Source organism: Tessaracoccus pujii, assembly GCF_054483895.1.
Genome location: NZ_CM137012.1, coordinates 2485917 through 2501115, shown reverse-complemented (window position 1 = coordinate 2501115; position 15199 = coordinate 2485917). Strand labels below are relative to the sequence as shown.

Annotated in this window: 9 protein-coding genes; 4 read left to right on the top strand and 5 right to left on the bottom strand. The window is 71.2% G+C overall.

All coding sequences use genetic code 11. The features are described 5' to 3' along the window. Positions 1-294 precede the first annotated feature (294 nt). Positions 295-2319, bottom strand: coding sequence for a glycoside hydrolase family 3 protein (locus tag ACX1D0_RS11885; protein WP_459018137.1), 2025 nt, complete (start codon positions 2317-2319; stop codon positions 295-297). A gap of 246 nt (positions 2320-2565) precedes the next feature. After that, positions 2566-3534 (bottom strand): LacI family DNA-binding transcriptional regulator, encoded by a 969-nt coding sequence (locus ACX1D0_RS11880; protein WP_458995301.1) that lies wholly within the window; start codon positions 3532-3534, stop codon positions 2566-2568. 230 nt (positions 3535-3764) lie between these two features. Between ACX1D0_RS11880 and yicI the strand changes: the two genes are divergently transcribed. Continuing rightward, positions 3765-5984, top strand: coding sequence for an alpha-xylosidase (gene yicI, locus ACX1D0_RS11875; protein WP_458995300.1), 2220 nt, complete (start codon positions 3765-3767; stop codon positions 5982-5984). A gap of 966 nt (positions 5985-6950) precedes the next feature. Here yicI and ACX1D0_RS11870 read toward each other — a convergent pair. Then, complete coding sequence (locus ACX1D0_RS11870; protein WP_458995299.1) at positions 6951-7811, bottom strand: iron-sulfur binding domain-containing protein; 861 nt, start codon at positions 7809-7811, stop codon at positions 6951-6953. Positions 7812-8137: 326 nt separating this feature from the next. Between ACX1D0_RS11870 and ACX1D0_RS11865 the strand changes: the two genes are divergently transcribed. Then, positions 8138-9550, top strand: a complete 1413-nt coding sequence (locus ACX1D0_RS11865) for a sodium:proton antiporter (protein WP_458995298.1) — start codon at positions 8138-8140, stop codon at positions 9548-9550. 321 nt (positions 9551-9871) lie between these two features. Here the strand turns inward: ACX1D0_RS11865 and ACX1D0_RS11860 are convergent, their stop codons facing one another. Further along, entirely contained in the window at positions 9872-12571 is a 2700-nt protein-coding gene (locus tag ACX1D0_RS11860; protein WP_458995297.1) for a phosphoenolpyruvate carboxylase, read from the bottom strand. A gap of 85 nt (positions 12572-12656) precedes the next feature. Continuing rightward, the gene (gene dnaB, locus ACX1D0_RS11855; protein WP_458995296.1) at positions 12657-14009 is read right to left on the bottom strand and encodes a replicative DNA helicase; all 1353 of its coding nucleotides are present in this window, start codon (positions 14007-14009) and stop codon (positions 12657-12659) included. A gap of 590 nt (positions 14010-14599) precedes the next feature. On the opposite strand from dnaB, the gene ACX1D0_RS11850 reads away from it, so the two are divergent. Together ACX1D0_RS11850 and ACX1D0_RS11845 are read left to right on the top strand one after the other, a co-directional pair. Further along, positions 14600-14911, top strand: coding sequence for a metal-sensitive transcriptional regulator (locus ACX1D0_RS11850; RefSeq protein ID WP_458995295.1), 312 nt, complete (start codon positions 14600-14602; stop codon positions 14909-14911). 20 nt (positions 14912-14931) lie between these two features. Further along, positions 14932-15141 (top strand): heavy-metal-associated domain-containing protein, encoded by a 210-nt coding sequence (locus ACX1D0_RS11845; protein WP_458995294.1) that lies wholly within the window; start codon positions 14932-14934, stop codon positions 15139-15141. Positions 15142-15199: the final 58 nt, after the last annotated feature.

Here is a 15199-nt window from a genome sequence, read left to right as displayed (position 1 = left end):
AGTGGGGCGGCGGCACCTACGAGGACGGCGCGTCCTGGCTCAACACCACGCTCGTGCTGCCCATCGACGTCGACGAGAACACCGGCGCCCCGTTCAGCTACAAGATGTGGGAGACCTTCCAGGCCGCCACGTCGAACCCGCTGATCGAGGACTGGTCCGCGCAGATGGGTGGCGCGGCCACGACGATGGACTACCTGAAGGCGGAGGACAAGATCATGGTCGCCCCCGGCGCGAGCTACACGGCCCCCGCCGACAGCTCGGAGATCGAGACCCTGCGCAACCAGGTGAAGGCGATCATCGTCCAGGAGTCGTGGAAGATGTCGTTCGCGGCCAACGACGCCGAGTTCGAGTCGCTGCTGGCCAACATGCAGGAGACCGCGCGGGGCCTCGGCTACGACCAGGTCCTCGACCGTCGCCGCAGCGCACCTCCACCTCGCCGCCGAGGCCCGTGGCCACCCGCAGGCGCACGCTCAACCGCTCGGGCAGGGGCTCGACGGAGGGCCACGCCACCCGCCCGGCCCCAGCCCGCGCCCGGTAGCCGGAGCCCCGCAGCGCACCCGCCGCGACCGACGGCGCCGCGACGATCCGCCAGCTCGGCTCGGGCCGGTCAACGGTCTCGCGGCCGTTGAGATGCGGGTCGTTGCCCACCGCCACCAGCACCACGTCGGCGCCCGCGGCAGCCCTGGCCACCTCGTCGGGGCCGCTGCTCAGCACCTCGACGTCGAACCGCTCGGCGGTGGCCAGGTCGTCGGACGAGGAGCTGACGAGCCCGCCCCAGGACTCGACGCGCAGCCAGCGCCGGCTCCCGCGGTGCTGCAGGGACCAGCTGCCGTCCTCGTGCGCGTGCCGCACGAAGTGCTCGTGCGTGACCCAGCCGCCCGGGCGCGTGGAGTCGACGCGGACCATGCCCTCGTCGGAGCCTCGCCAGAGCAGGCCGGTGGGGTCGTGGCGGAGCGTGACCACGTCGGATCCCCACTCGACGACGGCGAACGCCGAGGCCTCGGCGTCGTGGCCCTGATCGGCCACAAGCACGCCGTCTTCCGCCCGCGACACCGCCAGCCCGGTGGTCCGCGACCGCAGCACCACCCGGTCTGCGCCGTCGTGCGCGCTGACCTCGTGGGTCTCGGCCGCGGCCGCGGCGAGCGTGACCATGTAGGGCGGGGTGCCGGAGTACCAGTCGTGCTTGACCACCTCCGCCATCGGCCCGACGACGGCCACGCGCGCGCCCGCGGCGAGCGGGAGGACGCCGTCGTTGGCCAGCACGGTGACCTGCGCGGCGGAGGCCCGGCGGGCGAGCTCGCGGTGGGCCGGGGTGTCGAGTTGGTCTGCGGTGATGCCCGCGTACGGGTCCGCCTCCGGGGTGAGCTCCCCGGTCAGCGCCCGCACCAGCAGCACGCGCCGGGCGGCGCGGCGGACGTCGTCCATGGTGAGCAGGCCCTGTGCGAGGGCCGCCTTGATGGCCGCGAGCGTGGAGGAGGAGTCCGCGTCGTGGTCGGTGAAGGAGTCCAGGCCTGCGAGGATCGCGGCCGCGTGGGAATCGGCCTCCGTGGGGTAGGCCCGCTCGGCGCCGGTGAGGTTGGTGGGCGCGTAGGCGTCGGAGACCGCGAGCAGGTCCGGATTCGCCGCCCGCACGGCCTCGAACAGCTCCTGCGAGGTGTGCGCCGGGCGGCCGTTGACCAGGTTGTAGGCGGCCATCACGCCGCCCACCACGCCTGCGGCGATGGGCTCGACGAACGGCGGGAGGTCGTACTCGTGCAGCACGCGGGGCGGCAGGCTCGACGACGACGTGCAGCGGTCCTGCTCGTTGTTGTAGGCCAGCAGGTGCTTGAGGGTGGGCACGGTCTTCCAGAACACGTCGTGGTCCCCGCGGAGCCCTGAGGAGTAGGCGATGGCGCACTCGGCGGTGACGTGCGGGTCCTCGGAGTAGCCCTCCTCGTTGCGCCCCCACAAGGGGTGGCGCAGCGGGTTGACCACGGGTGCCCACACGTTGAGCGACATCCCGACGGGGTCAGCCGCGTGCTTGGCGCGCACCTCCGTGGAGGTGGCCTCGCCGATCTCGCGCAGCAGCCCGGCGTCCCACGTGGCCGCCATGCCCACCGGCTGCGGGAAGACCGTGGCGGTGCCGGTCCAGGCGACGCCGTGCAGGGCCTCGGCGCCGGTGTGGAACTCCGCCAGGCCGTGATCCGGCATCGCCGGGTTGACCTGGTGGAGGAGGGCGACCGCCTCGTCGTCGCTGAGGCGCGCAAGTGTCGCGGCCACCAGATCCTCGAGGGTCGCGCGGGTGGGAGTGGTGCTGCTGGTCGTCGAGTCAGAAGCCATGAGGTCGAAGCCTTTCGATGCTTGAGTGGCGGCGGTGCCCGCAGTGATCGTTGCCCCAATGATGCACTATCTACGCTGCGTGCGCGAGACCGGGCGCCCAATCCGCCCCGAGGTGTTGCGGCCTGAGGCGCCGTCGTGATTCACTTGTGTCGAAATGATTCGACGACGAATCGACAGACCAGCTCAGCGAAGGAGTGCAATGCGATCCGGCCCGCAGCGCGCACCGTCACCGGCCGCGCCGACGGTTCACTCCACCCGCGGAGCCACCAGCCGTCGCTCCGGCAGGGAGTGGTCGTTGACCAGTGCCATCAGCATGTCCACGGCCGTGGACCCGATGGTGGTGCCGGGGATGTCGATGACCGTCATCGGCAGCAGCGGCGCCAGCAGCAACGACTTCGGCCCGATGGCCACCACCGCCACCGAGTCGGCCACCTCGGGGCCCCGTCGAGCCAGCGCGGTGATGACGCCCGGCAGCGCGGCCTCGTTGTGCACGATCAGCCCGGTGATGCCGGACTCCACCAACTCGTCGATGAGCGGCGACGCCTCCATGGGGTCGTCGCCGCAGGCCAGGCGCTGCAGCTCGATGTGGTGGGCCTCGGCCTCCCGCTCCGCGCCTCGCGCCAGCCGCACCGCGTACGACGTGCCGCGGGTGTGCACCGCGGGCGACGAACCGATGAGCGCGATGCGGGTGTGCCCGGCCGTGGCCAGCTTCCGCACGGCCATCGAGCCGGCGGACTCGAAGTCGAAGTCGATGCAGCTCAAGGATCCCGGGTCCTCCGGCATGCCGATCAGCACGCTCGGCTGGCGCAGCGCGGCCAGCGTGGGGAGCCGGCTGTCGCGGGACTCGACGTCCATGACGATGAAGCCGTCCACCATCGAGCGCAGCGAGACGCCCTCGATGCCTGAGGCGTCCGGCTCGGTGACCAGGAGGACGTCGTGCTCGAAGTGACGCGCCCTCGTGGCGATGCCGGCGACGAACTGCATGATGACGTCCACGTTGACGCCTGGACGCAGCGGCGTGACCAGGCCCAGCACGTGCGTCTTGGACGACGCCAGGGCGCGAGCCCCGGCGTGGGGGCGGTAGTTGAGCTCGTCGATGGCCTTGAGCACCCGCTCGCGCGTGGAATCGGAGATGGGTCGCCGGCCGCTCAGCACGTAGGAGACGGTGGACTGCGAGACCCCCGCCTTGCGTGCGACTTCCTGGATACCAGCCATCGTGACCCCTTGTCCCAGGGCGGGAGCGGCGGGGTCCGGCCCCTTCGGCCCGACGGGCCGGCGCCGTCTTCATACGGCCCTGTGAAAGCCAAGCCTAGGCCCGCGCAAGCGTTTCGACCAAGCGGGGTAGGCCGTCGGCCCGGCCCCATCGGCACGGCGGGGACCAACCCCGTGCCACCCACCATCTGGCGGCACGCGAAAGTGTCGCGGCAGGACGAGAGGACCCAAGCATGAAGTTCACCGACGGCTACTGGCAGTTGCGCCCCGGAGTCACGGCGCTCAGTCCTCGCAGCATCGCAGAGATCGTCGCCGAGGACGGCCGCCTGGTGGCCCACACGCCCACGCGCGTGATCGAGACCCGCGGCGACACCCTCAACTGCCCGGCGCTCACCATCACCGTCGACTCGCCCGCGGAGGGGGTCATCGGGGTCACCATCGAGCATTGGGACCAGCCCATCACCGGGCCCAGCTTCGCCCTGATCGACGGCGGGCACGAGGTCACGATCGCCGAGAGCGACGACTCCGTCTCGCTCACCAGCGGCACCCTGACCGCCACCCTGGGCAGGGAGGTGCCGTGGGATCTGCGGTTCGTCGGAGCGGGTGGGCCGCTCACCTCCTCGACGGGGAGGTCGCCGTCGGCGCTCACCAACCCCGACGGGCGGCGCTTCGTGAGGGAGCAGCTGGCCATCGCGCCCGGCGAGCACCTGTACGGGCTCGGCGAGCGGTTCGGGCCGCTGATCAAGAACGGCCAGAGCGTGGAGATCTGGAACGCCGACGGCGGCACCTCAAGCGAGCAGGCGTACAAGAACGTGCCCTTCTACCTGAGCGACCGCGGCTACGGCGTCTTCGTCGACACCCCGGACCATGTCTCCTACGAGCTGGCGTCCGAGTTCGCGTCGCGCGCCCAGTTCTCGGTGCCCGGTCACCGGCTGCGCTACCTGATCATCGACGGCCCCACCCCCGCCGACGTGCTGCGCCGCTACACCGCGCTCACCGGCCGCCCCGCCCGGGTGCCCGCCTGGAGCTACGGGCTGTGGCTGTCCACCAGCTTCACCACCGACTACGACGAGGCCACCGTCAACTCGTTCATCGACGGCATGGCCGAGCGGGACCTGCCGCTGTCGGTGTTCCACTTCGACTGCTTCTGGATGCGGGCCTTCCACTGGACGGACCTGGTGTGGGACCCGGCCACTTTCCCGGACCCGGAGGGCATGCTGGCGCGCCTCCACGAGCGCGGGCTGAAGGTCTCGGCGTGGATCAACCCCTACATCGCGCGCCGCTCGGTGCTGTTCGCGGAGGGACGGGATCGCGGCTATCTGGTCAAGCGCCCCGACGGGTCCGTGTGGCAGTGGGACCTGTGGCAGGCAGGCATGGCGCTGGTGGACTTCACCAACCCGGAGGCCACCGCCTGGTTCGTCGGGAAGCTGCGCGGCCTGCTGCGGCAGGGCGTCGACTGCCTCAAGACCGACTTCGGCGAACGGATCCCCACCGATGTGGTGTGGCACGACGGCTCGGACCCCCAGCGGATGCACAACTACTACGCGCACCTCTACAACAAGGCCGTCTTCGACCTGCTGGTTGAGGAGCGGGGCGAGGGCGACGCCGTCGTTTTCGCCCGGTCCGCCACGGCCGGCGGGCAGCAGTTCCCCGTGCACTGGGGCGGGGACTGCGAATCGACCTTCTCCGCGATGAGCGAGTCGCTGCGCGGCGGGCTCAGCCTGGCCGCGTCGGGATTCGGGTTCTGGAGCCACGACATCGGCGGCTTCGAGGGCACCCCGGACCCGGCTGTGTTCAAGCGATGGCTGGCGTTCGGGCTCCTCAGCTCGCACAGCCGGCTGCACGGCTCCAACTCGTACCGCGTGCCTTGGGCGTTCGACGACGAGGCCGTCGACGTGGCGCGCCAGTTCACCCGGCTCAAGATGCGGCTCATGCCCTACATCGGGCAGCTCGGCGAGATCGCCCACCTTGAGGGCGTGCCGGTGATGCGGCCGCTGTTCCTCGAGTTCCCGGACGACCCCGGCGCCGCGATGGTGGACCTGCAGTACATGCTGGGCGACCAGCTGCTCGTCTCGCCGATCTTCACCGACGACGGCACCGTGTCGTACTACGTGCCGTGCGGGCGGTGGACGCGGGTGCTCGACGGCGGCGTCGTCGAGGGTCCGGGGTGGCGGACGGAGAAGCACGGCTTCGACTCGCTGCCGCTGCTCGCGCGCCCCGGCTCGGTGATCCCCTGGGGTGCGGTGCAGGACCGGCCGGACTACGACTGGGCCGAGGGTGTGGAGCTTCGGGCCTACGGCTTCGGGCCCGGGATGTCGCGCACCGTCGAGGTGCCCCGTCCGGACGGTTCGGTGTCGCGGTTCGAGGTGGTCGCGGACGACGACGGCGAGGTCTCGGCCCGCCTCCTCGACGGCTCGGCCCCCGTCTCGTCCTGGACCCTCACCGTCGCCTGAGCTGAGCCGGGAGCCGGCCCGCGCAGGCCCATGCCGCCTGGCTTGCGTCTGGTCGCCTGGCTTGCGTCTGGTCGCCTGGCTACCGTCCCGACGCCTGGCTTATGTCTGGGAGCCTGCGCTGTAGGACAGGCGCCTCGGGGCCGCCTGCCGTGGGTTCAGACGCCGGCGCTATAGAGCAGGCGCGGTGACTTTGCGCAGGCGCGATGTCGTGGCCTGCCCTACCTCGGTGCGCCTGGCTTCCGTCTGGGGGCCTGGCGTCGGTCTGGGCAGCTGTGGTCGGGTGTGGTGGGGTGTGGTGGGGGCCGGGCCGCCCATGATGCCGGTCGGCGGCGCTTCGCGCTGCCGCGTACCGTCATCAACGCCCACCCAACCTGCCCCGGCCCCCACCACCCCCCGCCCCGCTGATCCGGTCGCGGGTCCTGGTGGGCGGGAAGAGCGTGCACGACACGCCGTCGGGATCGGTGGTCGGGTACGCATAGGGCGACGGGGTCCGATTCGCGCGGCGTTTCGTGCCACGCGTCTGGGCAGTGACGGCGACGGCGGGGACGTGAGGTGTGCGTGAGGGTGGGGGACGGCAGGGCGGCTGGGCGCAGGGATGCCCAGCCCGAGGGGCACCCGGAAGAACCCGCCTGAAGCAGACCCGAGCCAGGGCCGCCCTGCCGGCGCACGCCCGGACCCGACCACGCCACAGGCAGACGAGTGCAGGGAGACGTGAGACGAGGCCCGGGCGGCCTCGACTACCCGACCACCGCCGAGCACGTGGCCGACAGGCAGTAGCAGGACAAGGGCCGCACGGGCCTCGTGTCAGGGCTCACGGCACCGACAGCGTGAGCTCCAATCGCGAGAACCGCGGCCAACTCCATGGACAGGCGTCAGTTGGGTGGTTTCGGCGCGGGCTGGGCCGCTTCGCGGCTTGGCCCGGCTCAACCCAAGTCGACACGCGCTGAGCCGCCTCGTGGCTGAGCGTCAGGGGAGGGAGAGTGCGTCGTCGACGGGGACCGCCAATCCGTCCGCGACCAGCGACGCCGCGCACGCCTCGAGTTGCGCGGCGTCGGGCCAGGCGACGTCGGCCAGCCGGACCACGCCGTGGCCGCGCAGCGCCGCCATGATCCTGCCGCGACACTGCCGGTCCGTGCCCTCCCACGCCTGGACGCGGCGCTCCGGACCGTCCCAGGCCGGGCGTCCCGCCCCCAGCCAGGCGCAGCCGTCGGCGACGGGGCATTCCCCGCAACGGGGCGCCTTCGCCGTGCACACCAACGCGCCCAGTTCCATCGCGGAGACCGACCAGAGCGCCGCGTCGGCGTCCGACAAGGGCACGAACTCCCACGCCCGCCGCCGCTCCGCCGCCGTCTCGTGGCCGGCCGGGAACTCGACGCCCCCGTCGTACCGGGCGAGCACCCGGCGGACGTTGGTGTCCAGCACCAGCGAACGTCGCCCGAAGCCGAACGCGAGGACCGCGGCGGCGGTGTAGCGGCCGATGCCGGGAAGCGCCAGGAGGGCGGCCTCATCGTCGGGCACCTCGCCGCCGTGAACATCGACGACGACGCGGCCGGCCTCCTGCAGCCGCAGCGCCCGCCTGGGGTAGCCGAGCCTCGCCCAGGTCCGGAGCACGTCCGCGGTGGCGGCCTCCGCGAGGTCCGACGGCGTGGGCCAGAGGCCCATCCACTCCACCCACTGCGGCGCGACGCGCGCGGCGGGCGTCTGCTGGCACATCACCTCGCTGACCAGCACGCCCCAGGGGGTCACGCCGGCCGCGCGCCAGGGCAGGTCGCGGGCGTGCGCGGCGTACCAGGCGGCGAGGCGGGGGGCCAGGTCGTCGTCGGTCACCCACCGATCATGCCAAACGCCGCGCACCTGGGGCGCAGGCACGAGGTGGGGCGGGACACCGTCGCCACTGTTCCCCGTCCCGCTGACGCTTCCGCCCCTCCGCCGCCACGCCCCGCCCCCCGCTCCCGCCTCCGGTCCCGCGCGCCGCTTCCGCTCCCGCACTCCCGCCCCCGCCCCATGCGCTCCCGCTCCCGGTCCCGTGCGACCCCAGGGGTGGCTGCCGTCGCCCCCGATCCTGGGCCCGCACGCACGCGTCGAACGGGCCGGGTTTAGGCTGGGCGAATCTGGCCAGGAGTCCCGGGGGGCTCCGGTGAAGGGACCCGACGATGCAATATCCCTGGTGGAGCATGCTCCCGTTCGTCGCGATGCTGGGCGGCATCGCGGTGTTCCCGCTCTTGACGCGGACGAGGCACCTCTGGGAGAAGCCGTCCACCCAGCTGGGCTACGCGCTGGTGCTGGGCCTCCCCGTCGCGTTGGCGGTGTGGGCGCTGGACGACCCGTGGCGCGTCGGCCACGCCGTCTACGAGTACGCCCAGTTCATCGCCCTCCTGCTGGCCCTGTTCGTGGTCTCGGGCGGGCTGTTCCTCAAGGGCGACATCGAGGCCACGCCCCGCAACAACACCACCTTCCTCGCCATCGGTGGGCTCGTGGCCTCGTTCGTCGGCACCACGGGCGCCGCGATGCTGCTCATCCGCCCGCTGCTCAACACCAACGTCGAGCGCAAGCACCGGGTCCACACGGTGCTGTTCGCGATCTTCATCGTCGCCAACTGCGGCGGCCTCCTCACCCCGCTGGGCGACCCGCCGCTGTTCCTCGGCCTGCTGAGGGGCGTGCCGTTCACGTGGACGTTCGGACTGTGGCCCTACTGGCTGTTCGTGAACGCCCTTCTGCTGGTCAGCTACTACGCACTCGACCGACGGATCTACGCCACCGAGGCGCCGGAGGACGTAGCGTTCGACCACACCAACGTCGTTCCGCTAGGCGTGCGCGGCAAGATCAACTTCCTCTGGTTCGCCATCATCATCGCGGCAGTGGCGTTCGCTCCGTCGATGGACCTGCACGCCATCGAGACCGGCCATGCGACGGCGTGGTCCTGGATACCGGTGCGCGAGCTGATCATGATCGCAGTGACCGCCGCCTCGATGGCGACCACCCCCAGGAGCGTGCGCTACGGCGACAACGAGTTCAGCTGGGGGCCCATCGGGGAGGTCGCGGCGCTGTTCATCGGCATCTTCCTCACCATGATCCCGGCCCTGGAGTTCCTCGGTCAGCAGGCGCCCAAGCTTCCGCTCAACGAGATCACGTTCTTCCTGTTCACCGGCGGACTGTCGTCTGTGCTGGACAACGCGCCCACCTACGCCACCTTCTACGAGATGGCCTCGCAGGTGCCCGCGCCGCCGGGTGTGGCCATGATCGGCACGACGCCGCCGGTGCCGGAGACATTCCTGATCTCGATCTCGTTGGGGGCCGTGTTCTGCGGGGCGCTGACCTACATCGGCAACGGGCCGAATTTCATGGTCAAGTCCGTGGCGGACTCCCGGGGCGTGCACATGCCGTCGTTCGGCGTCTACGTCGTGAGGTCCATGCAGTACCTGGCACCCACCCTGCTGGCGATGATGCTGCTGATGATCGCGGACCACTGGGCCGCGTCGGCCGCGGGCGCGGCGATCGTGGCGTGGATCCTCGTCCGGGCGGTCCTGGACATCCGCCGATCGACGTCGGTGAAAGCAGGCAGCTGAGTCGCGCCCCGGCTGGCTGAGGTGCCCACCCCTGCTGGCTGAGGTGTCCACCCCTGCTGGCTGAGGTGCCGCGTAGCGGCCTCGAAGCCTAATAAACGTGGGCTGACAAGGAACGTTTTCTAGGCTTCGAGGCTCGTCGCTTCGCTCCTCGCACCTCAGCCAGCGGGAGGGGGCTCGTCTCTCTCGCTCCTTGCACCTCAGTGTCCGGGGCCGCGGGCGGCCTTGTGGCGCAAGAAGGAGCGTTCCTACAAATCAGCCAGCGGGAAGGGGCTCGTCGCTCTCGCTCCTCGCGCCTCAGGCAGCCGTGGGGCCGGGCGGAGACTAGCCGGTGTTCTGCAGGCCGGCCGCGGCGCCGTTGACGGTGAGCAGCAGCACCCGCGACCACACCGCTCGCTCCGCGTCGTCGATCGGCGACGCGGCGTCCCGGATGAGGCGCAGGGCGCGCAGCTGCAGGTGGCTGAGCGCGTCGATCGACGGCGCCCTCAGGCTCACCCGGCCCTGGAGCAGCGGCTTGGCCTCCAACAGCTCCGACTGGCCCATCGTCTCCAGCACGAGGCGCCTGGTCAGCTCCAGCTCGGTCAGCACCCGCTCGGTCACCTCGGGCTGCCCGCCCAGCGCCAGGAACGACTCCGCCAGCCGCGGGTTGGCCTTCGCCAGGCTCATCTCCGCGACGTCGATCAGGCTGGCGAACAGAGGCCACTCCCGGTAGGCCGCGCGCAGCCGCTCCGGATCCCCGACGGCGGCCAGGCCGGTGCCGAGCCCGTACCAGCCGGGGATGTTGGCGCGGATCTGGGACCAGGCGAACACCCACGGGATGGCCCGCAGGTCTGCCAGGTCGCGACCCTCGGTGGCCCCGCTGCGCCGCGCCGGCCGCGACCCCAGCCGCAGCTCGCCCAGCTCCTCCATGGGGCTGGACTCGGCCACCACGTCGGCGAACCCGGGGATCCGCACCAGCGACCACCACGCCTCGCGGGAGGCGCTCTCGACGGTGGCCGCGACATCGGCGAACCCGGCCGCCGCGTCGCGGTTGCGGCAGGTGGCGTCCTCGGTGCCGGCCAGCAGCACCGCCGAGGTGAGCCGCTCCAGGTGCGCCTGCGCCAGGGTCTCGTCGGCGTAGCGGGCGAAGATCACCTCGCCCTGCTCGGTGACCTTGAACCGTCCAGCCACCGATCCCGGCGGCTGGGCGAGGATGGCGCGGTGCAGCGGGCCGCCGCCGCGGCCGAGCGAGCCGCCGCGACCGTGGAAGATCGTGAGATGCACGCCGTGCCGGTCCGCCCACTCCACGAGCCCGCTCTGCGCGGTGTAGAGGGTCAGCGTCGCGCTGGCCGGGCCGACGTCCTTGGCCGAGTCCGAGTAGCCCACCATCACCTCGACGTGCCCCGCCGTCTGGCCGAGCCACGCCTGCGTGCTGGGCATCGGCAGCCAGCGCTCGAGGGTGTCGACGGCGCCGTTGAGGTCCGCGCCGGTCTCGAACAGCGGCACCACGTCGAGCCGCAGCGGGCCGTCGCCGACGGCCAGCCGGGCCAGCGCCCGCACCCCTACGAGGTGCTCGGCCGCCTGCGTGAAGCTGACGATGTAGCGGCCGCAGGACCGCGGGCCCCAGCGCTCCTGCAGCCAGGACATCACGCGCAGCGTGTCCAGGACCTCGCGGGTGCGCTCGCTCGTGGCGTGCACGTGGCTCGGCCAGCCGTCGACGGCGAGCCGGTCCAGGAGGGCGAGGCGGGCCTCGTCGTCGGCCGGCGCCTCGTCGAGCTGGCCGAGCAGCTCGTCGATCGCGGCCTTGTGGACGGCGCTGTGCTGGCGGACCTCGAGCTCGGCCAGGTGGAAGCCGAAGGTCTCGGTGAGCCAGATCAGGTGCTGCAGCTCGCCGAAGGCCGCTCGGTCGTCGCCGGAGGCGCGCAGCGAGTCCTGGATGAGGCGCAGGTCCTCCAGCAGCTCGTCGGGGCGGCGGTAGGCCAGCTCGATGCGGCCCTGCCGGGTGGCGGCGAGGCGCTCGGAGACGAAGAGCAGCTTCTGGCGGTGCGGCTCGCTGGGCGACGACGTGCGGATCGCGGCGAACGTGTCGGGCGCGGCGACGGCGTCGCGGGCCAGCGAGTTGGCCAGCTCCGGCGACGGCGGGGTGGCGTCGTCGCTCATCGTCAGGGTGCGCGCGATCCGCTGGGCGCCGGTGGCGAGCGCCCGCAGGGCGTGGTCTGCCTGGATGGCGGCGGTCTGCCGCGTCACCTCGGCTGTGACGAACGGGTTGCCGTCGCGGTCCCCGCCCACCCAGGAGCCGAACCGCAGGAACGCGGGCACGGCGGGCTCGCGGCGGCCCGCGTCGCCGTTGGAGATCACGGATTCGACGGAGCGGTACAGCCGCGGGACGGCGTGGAAGAGGGTCTGGTCGAAGACCTGCATGACGGCGCGCACCTCGTCGGAGGGCTGCGGCAGGGTGGTGCGCAGCGGGGAGGTGCGGCTGAGGATGTCGATCTCCTCGAGCATCCGGCGCAGCGCCGCGCCCCGCTCCTGCTGCCCGGCGGCGGCGTCGTCGTAGAGGTCGAGGTGGTCCCCGATCCGGTCCAGCGCCGATGACACCGCCCTGCGGCGGGCCTCAGTCGGGTGCGCGGTGAGCACGGGGTGGACGCGCAGGTCCCGCACCCGGGAGGCCAGCTCGCCCAGCGCCGCGACCGCGGGCCACATGTCCGGCGTGGCGTCCCCGGACCGTGGGTCGGCGCGGCGCAGCAGGCGGGAGCGGTGCCGCTCCTCGGCCAGGTTGATGAGGTGGAAGTGCACGGTGAGCGTCTGCGCCAGGGCGGCCGCCGTCGTGGCGGACAGGCCCTCGATGATGTGCGACGGCGCCTCCGGGTCCCCGCCGTCGGCTGCGCCCGCCGCGGCCTCCTGCAGCTGGTCCATGAGCGTGGCGAGCTCGCCGCGGCCCGACTCGGTGAGCACCTGCTGGTGCAGCTCGGTCAGCAGTGCGAGGTCCGCGACGAGGAGCGCGTCCGGGGAGGTGTCGACGGGGGGCTGGGCTTCTCGGGTCATGAGAGGGACGCCTTTCACTGGGAACACGCGATGGGCGATTATTCCTCAGTTCCGGCCTGCCGCGACATTCGTGCCCGGGCGCTGGTCACATGGGGGCGTTGGTGAACCGGCTGTAGTGGCCCTGGAAGAGGGCGTCGATCTTGCCCGTCTCGCCGTTGCGGTGCTTGGGGATGTGGAACGCCGCCAGGCCGCGCTCCTCGTCGGTGGGGTTCTGCGAGTACATCTCCGGGCGGTGCAGCATGATGACGATGTCCGCGTCCTGCTCCAGCGAGCCCGACTCGCGCAGGTCCGACAGCTGCGGGATGCCGTCCTTGCGCTGCTCGGTGTTACGCGAGAGCTGCGACAGGGCGATGACCGGGATCTCCAGCTCCTTGGCGAGCAGCTTGATCTGGCGGGAGAACTCCGAGACCTCCAACTGCCGCGACTCCACCTTCTTCCCGGAGCTCATCAGCTGGATGTAGTCGATGGCGAGCAGCTGCAGGTCGTGGCGCTGCTTGAGCCGGCGCGCCTTGGCGCGGATCTCCATCATGGTGAGGTTGGGGGAGTCGTCGATGAACAGGTTCTTCTCGCCCAGGATGGCCGACTTGTCCGTGACCCGCTGCCAGTCGTTCTCGTCCATCTTGCCGCCGCGGATCTTGCCCAGTGGCACCGACGCCTCCGCGGAGAGGATCTTCATCACGATCTCGGTGCGGCTCATCTCGAGCGAGAAGAACGCGGCCGTGAGGTTGTGGTGGATGGCCGCGGAGCGGCACACGTCCAGCGCGAAGGTGGACTTCCCGACGCCGGGGCGGGCCGCGACGATGATCATCTGGCCGGCGTGCAGGCCGTTGGTGATCCGGTCCAGGTCCACGAAACCCGTCGGGACGCCGGAGAGCGCGTCTCCGGAGGAGGCGATGGCCTCCATCTCGTCGAACGTGGGCTCGATGAGCTCGCGCAGCGACTTGTAGTCTTCCGACGCCTTCTTCTCCGTGACCTCGAAGAGGGTCTGCTGGGCCTCGTCGACGATCTTGTCCACCTCGCCCTGGCCCTGGTAGCCGAGCTGGGCGATGCGGATGGACGCGTTGACCAGGCGGCGCAGGACGGCCTTGTCCCGGACGAGCTCTGCGTAGTAGATGGCGTTGGCGGCGATGGAGACCGATGCCAGGAGGTCGTGCAGGTAGACGGCGCCGCCCACCTTCGACAGCTGCCCGGACTTGCCGAGCTCTCCGGCGATGGTGATGGGGTCTGCGGGCTCGCCGCGACCGTAGAGGTTGATGATCGCGTCGAAGATGGTCTCGTGGTTGGGGCGGTAGAAGTCCACCCCGCGCAGCACCTCGACCACGTCCGAGATGGCATCCTTCGACATCATCATGGCCCCGAGCACGCTCTGCTCGGCGGCCAGGTCCTGCGGCGGGGTGCGGTCCAGATCCCGATCGTCGTAGACGGCGGTCTGCGTCATGGTCCCCTCCTCATGGCCCCGGAATCCGGCCACAGGACAGGCTAGGGCACGCCTCCGACAGCTCCCGGCGGCCGGCTGTGGGCAAGCCTGGGGGTGGCCTGTGGACGGCCTGTGGACAACTCTCCGGAGGCAGTCGGGAGGCTGTGGACATGGTTGTGCGCCGAGCGTCACGGGCCGTTATCAAATCGTTATATTTGTCGTCGAGGCGGGCGTGTCGAGTCTGTTTGTCCACACATCGCCGTGACGACGCGTGGGCCGGGCGCATCTGAGGCGTGCCCGTCGGGCAGCGGGGACGGACGCGTCACCCAGGGCCGCGCCATACTCGTGTGGCTAGGCACGACACGTTAATTCTGGCATTTGTTGCGCGGCGATCCGCAGTCTGTGATAGAGGGCCGTCGGGCCACCGTCGCACCCCGACTCGTGGGCCGGTGGAAGGCTTTCCACAGGCCCGCGGCCCTCCCTGTGGACAAGTCTCTCCCGGAGCGGGCTAGCCGACCCCGCCGGTGGGCCCGATGCCCTGTCATGTCATGATGGGACCAGTTGAATCCGATACCCCCACGGGGTATTGTGGGTCGCGAGAAGGGGGTCCGATGACCGACATCATTGAGGGCAGCTGTCACGCCACGCACGGCTACACCCCGGAGAAGACGGCGTACCTTCGACGGCTCAAGCTGATCGAGGGCCAGACGCGCGGGATCGCGCGCATGGTGGAGGAGGATCAGTACTGCATCGACATCCTCACCCAGGTCACCGCCGTCACCAGCGCCCTCAAGGCGGTCTCGCTCGGCCTTCTCAACGATCACCTCTCCCACTGCGTCGCCGACGCCGCCCGCAAGGGTGGGCCGGAGGCCGAGGAGAAGATCGACGAAGCGATGCAGGCCATCAAGCGGCTCGTCCGCTGACCCACGAGAGGATTCACACCATGATCAGCAAGTACACCGTCTCCGGCATGACCTGCGGCAACTGCGTCAACCACGTCACCGAGGAGGTCTCCGAGGTGGCCGGGGTGGACAACGTCTCCGTCTCCCTGGACGACGGCTCGATGCTCGTCGAGTCCGCGGAGCGCATCCCCTTCGACGCCATCATCGAGGCCGTCCGCGAGGCGGGCAGCTACTCGGTCGTCGAGGCCTGACGCCGGCGGGTCCATCCCGCCCGCCTGAGCGCCGCCGTCGGCGCCCCATCACCTTCAC

Bases quoted from the DNA above. Each gene is read 5' to 3' on its own strand.
- ACX1D0_RS11880 (WP_458995301.1), bottom strand. From the start codon at position 3,534: ATGGCTGGTATCCAGGAAGTCGCACGCAAGGCGGGGGTCTCGCAGTCC.
- ACX1D0_RS11860 (WP_458995297.1), bottom strand. From the start codon at position 12,571: ATGACCCGAGAAGCCCAGCCCCCCGTCGACACCTCCCCGGACGCGCTC.
- ACX1D0_RS11865 (WP_458995298.1), top strand. From the start codon at position 8,138: ATGCAATATCCCTGGTGGAGCATGCTCCCGTTCGTCGCGATGCTGGGC.
- ACX1D0_RS11850 (WP_458995295.1), top strand. From the start codon at position 14,600: ATGACCGACATCATTGAGGGCAGCTGTCACGCCACGCACGGCTACACC.
- yicI (WP_458995300.1), top strand. From the start codon at position 3,765: ATGAAGTTCACCGACGGCTACTGGCAGTTGCGCCCCGGAGTCACGGCG.
- ACX1D0_RS11885 (WP_459018137.1), bottom strand. From the start codon at position 2,319: ATGGCTTCTGACTCGACGACCAGCAGCACCACTCCCACCCGCGCGACC.
- dnaB (WP_458995296.1), bottom strand. From the start codon at position 14,009: ATGACGCAGACCGCCGTCTACGACGATCGGGATCTGGACCGCACCCCG.
- ACX1D0_RS11845 (WP_458995294.1), top strand. From the start codon at position 14,932: ATGATCAGCAAGTACACCGTCTCCGGCATGACCTGCGGCAACTGCGTC.